Below are 11,034 nucleotides of genomic sequence, written 5' to 3' on the forward strand. Positions count from 1 at the left end.
AGCTAAGAGCATCTAGCTTAGGCCTACGATATTTCCATTACTATCAATATCTAACGACATGAACGCCGGTTTGTCAGGTAAGCCTGGCATGGTCATCACATTGCCGCATAAAGCGTAAATAAAACCCGCACCTGCACACAATTTTAGTTCTCTAACGGGCACGTCAAATTGGGTTGGTGCACCTTTTACGTGTGCTTCTGTCGAGATCGATAATGGTGTTTTTGCTAAACAAACCGATAGGTCGTTATAGCCATGCAGTTTGAATTCGGCCAGTTGTTTTTTAGCCAGTGGAGATAGAGTAATACTTGCTGCGCCATAGCCAACTTCAGCGACTGCCATCAGCTTTTCTTCTAGGCTTTGCTCTGAGTGATACAAAGGCTTAAATCCACTCTGTTTTTGGCAAGCTTTTACCACGGCGTGAGCCAGTTGAGTTGCCCCTTCGCCACCTTGACCAAATGCTTCGCTTACTTCAACGCTAACGCCTTGATCGAAGTCGGTGATCATCTGTTTCAAAGCATCGAGCTCTTGAACTGAGTCTTGTGGGAATCGGTTAATCGCAACAACTGTAGGCACTTTGTATTGCTTAACGTTGTTGATGTGCCATTTTAGGTTCTCAAAGCCTGCAATTAGCGCGTCTTGGTCATCATTAAAGATTGAATCTGGTAATGGAGTGCCCGGTCTCAAATCGTATAAACCAGAGTTAGCCTTTAATCCACGTAAGGTTGCGACAACCACAGCGCAATCGGGCTTCTTGTTCGACGCTTTCGCTTTTATGTTGCACGCTTTCTCAAAGCCCATGTCTGAGCCGAAACCACCTTCAGTTACCACAAAGTCACTCAGCTTTAACGCTATTTTATCGGCAATAATTGAAGAGTTACCATGTGCGATGTTCGCGAAAGGCCCGGCGTGAATTAGGGTAGGAACGCCTTCAAGGGTTTGCATCAATGTTGGTTCAATAGAATCCTTCATGGTCACGGTCATTGCGCCTGCAACGTTGAAGTCATCTGCGGTTAGCGGCAAGCCTTGTTTGTTGTAAGCAAGTACCACTCGTCCGATGCGCTTTCTCAAATCTTGAAGGTCATTGGCAAGAGCAAGAATGGCCATTAGTTCAGAAGCGGCTGAGATATCAAATCCATCTTCTCGCTCAAAGCCGTTAATTGTTTTGTCTGCTTCGTTCTTGCCAACCGTGATCATGCGTAATGCGCGATCATTATGGTCAAGTACACGTCGCCAAACGATTCTACTTGGGTCGATATTCAGTGCTTTTAAGCCTGAGCGCGTTTCAAAGGCGTCTAACCCTTCACGCTGTTCATGATACAAACGTGCATCAATGGCGGCGGAGGCGAGGTTGTGAGCGGCCGTAACAGCATGAATATCGCCCGTGAGATGCAGGTTTAATTGTTCCATAGGGGCAACTTGAGAGTGACCACCGCCCGCTGCGCCGCCTTTTACACCAAATACCGGGCCCATTGAAGGCTGACGAATGCAGGCCATTGCAGATTGGTTAATCTTTGCGAGGCCTTGTGCTAATCCGATAGTAGTGACGGTTTTGCCTTCACCAAGAGGTGTCGGTGTGATCGCCGTGACTACGACTAACTTACCATCTTGTTGGTTGGCGAGGCGTTCAAGTGATGTGAGAGACACTTTAGATTTGAATTGCCCTAATGGCTGATGTTCGTTGTGGTGCAGGCCAGCTTGCTTGGCAACCTCACTGATGTTTTTAAGGGGAGTAGAGCGACAAATATCAATATCAGACAGCATATTTGATCCTTATATCAGAACCGAAAGGTGGTACGTAAACGTTTGCGTGGCGATAGTACTGTATAAATTTGCCAAGTAAAGGCAAACCACACGAATTATGTGCTGGAAGATAACAGATCTAAAGAGTCATTGCGCGAGATCAAATCTTAAACGAGCAAAATATTCGATATGATTACCTTCAGCTGCCGTTATATTGGTGTTGAATACAAAAAGGGCTGCATATAGGCAGCCCTTCAAGGAATGGGTAATCTCACTTGGCGTTAACCTTTGAGAGGTAACTGCCTAATATGGTATATTAACGATCCCAGTATGTTTCTTCTAAGCTATCTTCGCGCTCAGGTAATGCACGAGAAAGGCGAGGAGAGTGCTGAGTCAACACTTCGTAGCTTACACGGTTTGCGTACTTACAAATTTGAGACAGTGAAGAGTAAGTTAGACAAGTGTGCTCGTGTTTCTCTGAGTTTGGTACATTCACGTGGTGGTAGCTGTTTGCTGCCATGTCGTGAAGTAGTGCTGAAAGTGCACCATCGCCAGCGCCATTGGTATTCTTAATCTCAAGTGGGCCACCTAGGTAAGGGCCAATGTGAGAGTACACTTTTACTGGGTCTTTACAGTCTTGCTGACGCATCGCACGGCTGAATTCGTATTTATTGAACTCAGGGATGTTACCCGGTAACAATGGCAGTGTGGTTTCGCGTTTCGCTGGTTCGTCAGTGTAACCTGCCATGTATAGACCAATAGGACCTGCAGTACATAGAACTAGGTCAACCCACTCAAGTGCCTTGTTAGCAGCCAATAGAGGATCTTTTTCGCCCGTTAGCGCTTCACCTTCGTCTTCGTTCATCGCGACGATGGTTACGTTTTCTTTCAGGTATTCTTGCCACCATTCAGCGTTGCCTTCGATCACATACTTAGTACCAAGTGTTAGTACAACAGGCACATTGTGCGCTTTCGCGTATTCAATCGCTTTTTGTACCGCTTTTGGCATCGGATCTTCAGGTTTGCCACGCATTAGGTATGACGACACAACCAATGCAGACGCTTTCTCGAACACTTTTTCAGGAATGCTTTCTGGAAGAAGTTGGTTCATGTGGCCTTCGTTGATTGCAAACGTACGTTCGCCATCTTCAGAAATCAGCGTGTAACAACGCCCAATTGGACCATCAACAGTTTGTAGGTGGTTTAGATTCATACGAGAAGAAGTGCGGCAAAGGTAACGATAACCAAAAGAGCCAACTTCAATCTTTTTAGACATCACACCAAGCAGGACAGATTTGCTGTCTGCCAGTACGGAATAGTTGTGCAGTGTGTTGCCGATAGTATCGCCAGGATATTGATGCGTGATCAAACCGCGCTCAACTAACTCTTCATACAGCGCATCTGCTTTACTTTCTTCCAATACCAGTGAGTGACCTTTACTCAGCTCGTATTTTTCTAGGAACTCGTTGTCAACACGGGCTTCGATATCAACAATCGTTTGGCCAACACCGACAATCGTTGCGCGGTGAAGCTTAGGCGTTTGTTGAATTTGGTTGACCAACGGATCACGTGCGTGAGTTGGAAAGTAGTGCTTAGATTTACGCTGTCCAGGAAACTTCATATGAAAAATACAGTGAAAAAATTTTGCCGCATGATATCACATTTTGTTTCTGTTTCTTTCATTTTTATTACATTTTGAATCACCTGCACAATGTCTGTACAGGTGATTCAACTAACTATATGTTTGAAACTACTCGGTTGGCTGCACTAACGTCGCTGGATCAACGTAAGCCTCTGTACCCCATAGTGGAACAGTTGAAAGGCTGTGTTTGAAGCTACCTTCTGTTTCTTTGGTGGTGTAAGACAAGTAAAGCAGCGACTGATTCTCTGCATCGTAGATACGACGAACCTTCATTGTTTTAAAGAAGATACTTTTCGATTGCTTGAATACCACTTCGCCAGACTTACTCTTGTCTATTTGAGCAATCATTTCTGGTGTAATTTCACCTGTTTGACGACAAGAGATAGAGCTATCACTTGGATCAGAAAGGCTAAGGTTTGCTTCGATTGATGCGATATGACAGGTAACACCCGCGATCTTATCGTCATCTAATGAAGACATCTTGATATCCTTCATTGTGAAGAAACCCAGTGAGACGTCGCCAACCTCGTTGTCCGAACAGCCAGCTAACATTGTCACGATACCTGCTGCTATTAAGGCTTTTTTCATAAGAAGTCCTTTTTATTTATATAGTTCTGTTTACTATAAGGATATTGAAAGCTTGGATACGAGTGTAGAGCTTTTCGTTAAGTTCTTAAAGGATGTTGTTGGATAATGAAAAATATGAAGCATTTAAAGTACTTGTTGGCCTTGGTCATGCTCTGTATGCTCTCTGCTTGTAGCTCGGCACCTCAGCCGACCGTATGTCTTCCAAATAACTGCGATATTTGGGGATACTAACCGTAGGTACTAAAAGAATGAATAACGAAATACCTGAAATTGCACACAAGAAAAACCAATGGCTATTTAGTCAGCTCGATATTGCTTACCCCGCAAAAGAGAGCCTCCTTGGCCGTGAACTTTATCAAAGCAAACTTCCATCCAAGACATACCAACTCCTAGCACAAGATCAAACTCCTTCCCAAATTGATGAACTGCATAAAGTCGATTTCCATAAATTGACCGTGCTATTTTCACTCAACCAAGCAAGCGTTTACCAAGATGAAATCGAAAGGGCACACATGCTTGAGTTCTTGAGCCAAATTATGCTTTCTGACGATCATGTATTATATATTGGTACTCAAAACGGTGAAGTTGTGGCGAGCGCTATCGTCACAGAAGCGGATGGTTCCCTATTGATCTCGGACGTTGTTGCTGGAAATGGTCAAAGTATCAACGACTTTGCTAAGCAGTTACACGATTTTTGGGCACAAGATCATGCTTCTTGCGATAAAGTGTGGATCGAGAACTAAAGATTCTTTGAGAAAGCGTTAATCTAAGTACAATACCCCGTCTTATTTAAAGGGTATTGTATGTACAAGCTATTGATCTCAATCGCTGTATTGTGTATTAGCGCTTATTCTTCACTCAGCTTTGCTAACGACTGGGATATAAAACGCATCCTAGTTTTACACTCATACGAACCTTCTTATCAATGGACTGCTGACTTCCAGAAAGGGATAGACAGTGCGTTCAGCCAGTCTCAAACCGAAGTTAAACTCTCAATAGAGTATTTGGATTCTAAGCGTGTTCACAGCCCAGAGTATTACGACTCTCTCGCGAACTACTTACGTGCGAAATATGCAGGTTATAAGTTTGATGGCGTAATTGCGACGGACGATAACGCGGCCAATTTTCTTGAATCTCTGCCTAATTTGATTGATCGCTCAACACCTGTCGTTGCTGCTGGCATCAATGATTTCAGTACCGACATGTATGCGGTGTCTGACAGAGCAACCGTGCTTTATGAGAACGATCAGATAGACGTTAATATTAAGCTGATCTCCCAATTAAGGCCTAATCTAAAGAATCTTTATTTTGTAAATGATTACAGTGTCACGTCTGAGCTAATTCATAAAGAAATGAACAGAATGATGGCTGAGTTTCCAAATATCAATCTCGTAGAAATTCGCGATTTGTCGCTTGAACATACAAGCCAATTTTTGGAAGGGATCTCTGCGGACGATGCGGTATTACTCAGTCATTACAACACCGAGTTGAAGCAAGGGGTTTACCACACTTACCAAGAGATTGCGGATACGTTGTCAACAGCGAGTGCCGCTCCGGTGTTTGCTTTGTGGCAGTTTTATATTTCGGGCGATGTTCTCGGTGGCTATGTGAATCACTCACAGAGCATGGGTGAAGAGGCTGTTGATGCGTTGGATAAATATCTTCCTCTCGGTTTTGCAGAACCGTTAACTCCAGGAGATAACAAACGTTTTGTATTCAACTACCCTGCAATGAAACGATACGGGATCAGTGCCAACGCATTACCTGATGAAGCGGTATTTATTAACGAACCGTCGTCCTTTATTCGCAAAAACTTCCAGTTGTTATTGGGGCTGTCGATGGTGATTGCGGGTTTAAGTCTGATCATCTTGATGCAATTCGTTACTCTGCGCCAAAAGAAAGAGTTGGCGAATAAGAACAAACGAATCTTAAAGCTTCAGAAACAGACCTTGAATATTCAAAAGGATATGATTCATGTTCTCGGAGAAGCAATTGAAACCCGCTCTGGCGAAACAGGTAATCACGTTAAGCGTGTAGCCAAGTTGTCTGCATTGCTTGCTAAGTATCGTGGCTTGAGCCATCGTGAGGTCGAGATGATTGAGATCATCAGCCCAATGCACGATGTGGGTAAGATTTCAGTCCCTGAATCAATCTTGGATAAACCTGGGAAATTAACCGACCAAGAGTGGGAGGTGATGAAGCTTCATACTACGGCTGGCTATAACTTACTGAAGAGCGGAGCTGGTGATATTACCAACCTCGCAGCAATCATTGCTAACGAACATCATGAGCGTTGGGATGGTGCTGGATACCCAAATGGAAAAGTAGGTGATGAAATACACCTGTTTGCTCGTATCACTGCCGTAGCCGATGTATTCGATGCTCTGCTTAGTGCACGTTGCTACAAAGAACCGTGGCCATTAGAGATGGTGGTCGATTTGTTCGAGCGAGAGTGTGGCTACCAGTTTGATCCTCAGCTAACCAAATTGTTACTGAAACACTTACCCGAGTTTGTCGCTATCCGAGATTCGTACCCCGATACTGGAACTGTAGAATATGCGGCTTCACCTTCGCTTGAAACTAAGGTATTAGAAGAGTCGGTTGTTAGCTAAGTCTCGCTTTATCTTAATCGTTTATACGGTCTTGGCTTTTATCTAATCACCACGATTCGGCTAGGAAGTGGTGATTTAAATTTTCCCCTGAAATTGAGTCGCTTATGTAAACCTCGCAGTATTTGATTTCGTAGAATTTGGGTTAATTTGATGAAAGCTGTTGCTTATGCCGAGCAATAAAGTGATCAACTCCATATTTCGCGAAGAGAAATAAGCCTGTATCTGCAAACTGTTACCTCAATCATCTCGCCCATTGAAAGAACACTATAGGATAAAACTTGGATTCAATCTGAGTGAGATACCTATGCGATTAGAACAGACTAAATGTGTGATTTTCGATTGTGACGGAACACTTATAGATAGTGAAAAGCTGTGCTGTCAAGCTTTGGTGAACGTTTTCACTGGCTTTGGGGCAGAGCTAAACGTCAACGACTGTTACGCGCACTTTCAAGGCGGGAAGTTAGCCGACATCTTAATGGATACACAAGAACGTCTTGGGCTATCTATCTCAATTGATACACTTGAACCGTTATATCGCACTGAATTAGAAGCACTGTTCCAGCGTCATTTAAAGCCGATGGATGGCGCTATCGAACTTATTGAATTCCTCAAACGACAAGACATCGAGTTTTGTATTGCTTCCAATGCACCGAAATCTAGAGTTGAGTCTTCATTGGCGATGACTGGCATGCTCGACGACTTCAAAGGCAAAGTGTTCTCAGCTTTTGATGCTAACAGCTGGAAGCCAGAACCTGATCTAATTATGTACACGGCCATGAATATGGGATTTCTACCGAATGAGTGCATCTATGTGGATGATACGTTGAAAGGGATTGAGGCTGGTGTTCGCGCGGGTATCCAATCGTTTCGACTGCGCCCGAGTATTGATGAAGCAATCGTAGATCCCGAAGCCGACTCAGCAGAACTCGCGGCTCAGGATATCTACAGTTTAGAAGAAATTTCAGTTTGGATTAATGGCAAGCACTGCTCAAATTGTGGTATATCGAATTCTGCAGCTTTGGTGGGGTAGAGCTCAATTGAAGGCTGACTACCTTACTAAATTGTTTGGTATGGAAACCGCAAGATGCACAAGTAAACTTCTCTCCACTTTCTGAAAGCAGATACTCGTCGTGTTGGCACAAAGGGCATGTAATCTCGTCGGTGTTTGGTGTTTCTGTTTTATTCATTATGTGTCACCTGCAGCAAGAGGGTAAGCGAAAAAAGACCCGTTCAATTAGATTACTCCTAAGCTCGAATATTAGACAGTTCTGACACTTCTTAATCTCTCCTTTGCGACTTGCTTCATGGTAATTGATAATATCATCGTTATTAACCATGGTTCTTGTAATGTTATTAAACAAAAGCCAAAAAGAAAGGACCCATTACGAGTCCTCATTAGTTTGTTTTCAATTCACGCCGCTAGTCGCCAGTTGAGTCTTAAGTGCGGTAGCGTGCCAACGTCTGAGACAGAGAAACCGACGCTTCTGTTAGCCTAGATACGCCATTTGACGAATTCTGAGCCACGTCTTTAATCACATCGGATTGGCTGCGAATATCGTTAAGTTCTGCTGCAATCGTATTGGCAACGTTACTTTGCTCATCGGCTGATGTTGCGATTTGGATACTCATGTCCATTAGTGCTTGAGCTGAATCTGCAATCGAGTTTACGTCGTGACCAATGTTTGAAATCAGCTGGCTACTGGTTTGCGCTTGATCAACCGTTTGTTCGGTGATCTTCGCGATATTTTGACTCTCTTGTTGTAAGCGCTCAATCATCGCTTGGATTTCAACAGTAGCCGACTGAGTGCGGCTTGCCAGTGTTCTAACTTCATCAGCAACAACTGCGAAACCTCGGCCTTGTTCGCCTGCACGAGCCGCTTCAATCGCGGCATTCAGAGCAAGTAAGTTAGTTTGCTCTGAAATAGCGTTAATCGTCGTGATGACTTCATTAATTTGGCTCGTATTCACATTCAAGCTAGTAACAGAAGATGAGGTTTGCTCAATCAAAGAAGAAAGGGTGGTGATCTCTGAGATTGCTTGTTGGACCTTCGCATGGCTATCGTTGATTTGTTGAGCATCTTGCTCTGTTTGTTCAGTTGAGCGTGCAGAGATGTTAGAGACTTCATTGGCTGACGCTGTCATCTGATCCATTGCTGTCGCTACAGAGTCAAGAGACGCATTCTGGCTCATGATTTGTGTTTCGCTGCGCTTCATCTCTGTTTCGAAAGAAGCCGATGTTTCGCTTAGCGTTGCTGCACTGTGGTTTACGTTGTTGACTAACTCACTAAGCGTGTCCATTGAACGGTCAAGCGCACAACCAATCGTGCCGAATTCATCACGGCCAGGGTGGAAGCCAAGGCGTGATGTTAAGTCACCATCACCAATCTTTTGAGTCGTTGAATAAAGAACCCAAAGTGCGCCGCCTAGGAAAGTCGCTACCCAGTAACAGAAAAGACCAAAAGGCACACACCACAAGAAGCTAAGTAATAAAGTGTACAGTGCTTGCTGCTTTTGATTCTGTATATCGTTAGTTGAAACGGTAAGTGAGTAGTAGTTGCCATCCTGTGCGAGTGCTGTGGCAGTCACAGAACCATTATTTGAAATAGTGGTTTGTTGAGCGCGAGTTTGCTGGCTAACAGAGCGAACAGATGCAGGGGAATCTGATGCTGATAAAATGCCTTGCAGTTGATACTCGACCTGCTGTTTTGCAGTTACGTCAATGTGTTCCATTTTGTTGACGTAGTTCAGTCCAGCTAGGCTTGCCAGAGCGGCAAAAAAGATTAAGAAAATAACCCAAAACTTGTCGTTGATCGACATTTTGATAAACAGTTTGTCTATCGTTCGAAATTGTACTTCTTTCATAAAAACTCCACGGTAAATCCTTTACCGTGGACTCTAAATAACCAACCTCAATAAAAATGTGATATCAATCGACTAATTGTGAAAATTAATGATAGCGCGTTGCCAATTATGAGAACTGAATCAAGTAAATTAGTTATGTATGGGTTTATTAGCCTAAAGAAGGCAATAACCCTACTGAAATAAGAATTTGAACGCCAATGATAAACACGCCAACGCTACCCGCCAAAAACAACGCTTTGCTACCGCCTAATACTTGGTAACTGGCCTCTGCAGATTGAGGTTTTGCAGAGAAATCAGTGTAGCGAACCTTATAGACCATCACTGTTGGTAATAGAATCGCGAGCACTGAAAGTGCAATGGCTGCATAGCCTAAAGCCATTATAAAACCTTGTGGGTAAAATAAGGCAAAACCCAGTGGCGGTAAGAAGGTGATAGCGGCTGTCTTAACACGTTTTGCATTGCCTAGTTTCTTGCTCAGTGAGTCGCCCATGAATTCAAATAAGCCTAAGCTCACACCAATAAAAGATGTCAGCAGTGCAAGGTCCGCGAATACACCGACGATCACGCTTAGGTTGGATTGATGAACAGTTTGCGATAGTGAGACTAATAACGCGCCCAAACTTGTGTCCGATAATAGCTGCTCTTGGCTAATCACACCCAAAGTAACACTTTGCCAGAAAACGTAGATAACCAGAGGCAGTGCAGAGCCAATAATCATAACCTTACGTAAAGAACGAACGTCACCATCTAGGTATCGAACGATTGATGGGATGCTGCCGTGGAAACCAAAAGAGGTAAATACAACAGGAATTGCAGCTACAATTAGGCCTTGCTGTAAAGGCATGCTCATTAAGTATTGAGAGGTAATGTTTGGAGCCAGGAAGCTGAGTACCAGAACCATTGCGATAAGCTTTAAGCCAAACAAAACACGGTTAACTTTATCAACACTGTGTGTACCAATCGTCACAACGCCGGCAACTAACAGAGTAAATAGAAGCGTGGTGATTTGACCATTGAGTTCGATACCCGCGATATCCGAAATACGTTGGTTAAATTGCGCGCCGCCGCCAGCTATGTATGCCGCACACAGAGCGTAGAAAAGAAACATCACCGCGAAGCTCGCAATCCACTTTCCTTTTGTCCCTAAAATGGTGTGAGCTAACGTGTGTAGGGTAGCGTCAGATTCTGCGAATTGGTGAAGCTCTACCATTAATAGCGCAGTAAAAGCCATTAATGCCCATAAACCCAGCATCAAGAAAAGTGAAGTTGAAAAGCCAATACCTGCAGAAGCAAGTGGAAGAGCGAGCATGCCAGCACCAATGGTTGTGCCTGCAATGAGCAAAGTACTACCAAAAACCTTTGATTTATTCATTGTATATAATTCTTTACGTTAGGGTGTGTTTTCATTGTAATTCTTCTAGCTTAAGCGCATAAACCCAAAGAATATCTCGATTTTTAAGTATTCTGATTGAGTTTAATTCCAAATGCAATCTCTAATGTAATTAAAAATATCCACTGTAAATTAATATTTACAATAATGAGTGACAGGGCATCAGAAATGTCTAAGCAAACGTTTGACCATGATCTGCT

The 11,034-nt window shown here is 43.6% G+C and carries 8 protein-coding genes; 3 read left to right on the forward strand and 5 right to left on the reverse strand.

The genetic code is table 11. The features are described 5' to 3' along the window. Positions 1 to 12 precede the first annotated feature (12 nt). From A142_RS06215 to A142_RS06225, 3 genes are all read right to left on the reverse strand, one after another. Positions 13 to 1,761 (reverse strand): formate--tetrahydrofolate ligase, encoded by a 1,749-nt coding sequence (locus A142_RS06215; RefSeq protein WP_019822206.1) that lies wholly within the window; start codon positions 1,759 to 1,761, stop codon positions 13 to 15. Between the two features lie 295 nt (positions 1,762 to 2,056). Continuing rightward, positions 2,057 to 3,361 carry an inosine/guanosine kinase gene (locus A142_RS06220; protein ID WP_019822208.1) on the reverse strand — a complete coding sequence of 435 codons (1,305 nt, stop codon included), beginning with the start codon at positions 3,359 to 3,361 and terminating at the stop codon, positions 2,057 to 2,059. Positions 3,362 to 3,490: 129 nt separating this feature from the next. Then, complete coding sequence (locus A142_RS06225) at positions 3,491 to 3,970, reverse strand: CreA family protein (protein WP_017064645.1); 480 nt, start codon at positions 3,968 to 3,970, stop codon at positions 3,491 to 3,493. 248 nt (positions 3,971 to 4,218) lie between these two features. Here A142_RS06225 and A142_RS06230 point away from each other — a divergent pair, with 248 nt between their 5' ends. From A142_RS06230 to A142_RS06240, 3 genes are all read left to right on the forward strand, one after another. After that, complete coding sequence (locus tag A142_RS06230) at positions 4,219 to 4,713, forward strand: hypothetical protein (protein WP_029405445.1); 495 nt, start codon at positions 4,219 to 4,221, stop codon at positions 4,711 to 4,713. A 60-nt stretch (positions 4,714 to 4,773) separates the two neighbouring features. Beyond that, complete coding sequence (locus tag A142_RS06235; protein WP_019822214.1) at positions 4,774 to 6,582, forward strand: HD domain-containing phosphohydrolase; 1,809 nt, start codon at positions 4,774 to 4,776, stop codon at positions 6,580 to 6,582. 304 nt (positions 6,583 to 6,886) lie between these two features. Beyond that, positions 6,887 to 7,612 (forward strand): HAD-IA family hydrolase, encoded by a 726-nt coding sequence (locus A142_RS06240; RefSeq protein ID WP_029405446.1) that lies wholly within the window; start codon positions 6,887 to 6,889, stop codon positions 7,610 to 7,612. 407 nt (positions 7,613 to 8,019) lie between these two features. On the opposite strand, the gene A142_RS06245 is transcribed toward A142_RS06240, so the two are convergent. Then, positions 8,020 to 9,444, reverse strand: coding sequence for a methyl-accepting chemotaxis protein (locus A142_RS06245; protein WP_017064641.1), 1,425 nt, complete (start codon positions 9,442 to 9,444; stop codon positions 8,020 to 8,022). 148 nt (positions 9,445 to 9,592) lie between these two features. Beyond that, positions 9,593 to 10,816 carry an aromatic amino acid transport family protein gene (locus A142_RS06250; RefSeq protein WP_019822219.1) on the reverse strand — a complete coding sequence of 408 codons (1,224 nt, stop codon included), beginning with the start codon at positions 10,814 to 10,816 and terminating at the stop codon, positions 9,593 to 9,595. Positions 10,817 to 11,034: the final 218 nt, after the last annotated feature.

The sequence above is a fragment of the Vibrio splendidus 12E03 genome, from assembly GCF_000272105.2.
GTDB classification, from domain to species: Bacteria; Pseudomonadota; Gammaproteobacteria; order Enterobacterales; family Vibrionaceae; genus Vibrio; species Vibrio splendidus_I.

What these genes read in the sequence shown, in the direction of transcription:
- A142_RS06220 (WP_019822208.1), bottom strand. Translation starts at nt 3,361, where the DNA reads ATGAAGTTTCCTGGACAGCGTAAATCTAAGCACTACTTTCCAACTCAC.
- A142_RS06235 (WP_019822214.1), top strand. Translation starts at nt 4,774, where the DNA reads ATGTACAAGCTATTGATCTCAATCGCTGTATTGTGTATTAGCGCTTAT.
- A142_RS06250 (WP_019822219.1), bottom strand. Translation starts at nt 10,816, where the DNA reads ATGAATAAATCAAAGGTTTTTGGTAGTACTTTGCTCATTGCAGGCACA.
- A142_RS06230 (WP_029405445.1), top strand. Translation starts at nt 4,219, where the DNA reads ATGAATAACGAAATACCTGAAATTGCACACAAGAAAAACCAATGGCTA.
- A142_RS06240 (WP_029405446.1), top strand. Translation starts at nt 6,887, where the DNA reads ATGCGATTAGAACAGACTAAATGTGTGATTTTCGATTGTGACGGAACA.
- A142_RS06215 (WP_019822206.1), bottom strand. Translation starts at nt 1,761, where the DNA reads ATGCTGTCTGATATTGATATTTGTCGCTCTACTCCCCTTAAAAACATC.
- A142_RS06245 (WP_017064641.1), bottom strand. Translation starts at nt 9,444, where the DNA reads ATGAAAGAAGTACAATTTCGAACGATAGACAAACTGTTTATCAAAATG.
- A142_RS06225 (WP_017064645.1), bottom strand. Translation starts at nt 3,970, where the DNA reads ATGAAAAAAGCCTTAATAGCAGCAGGTATCGTGACAATGTTAGCTGGC.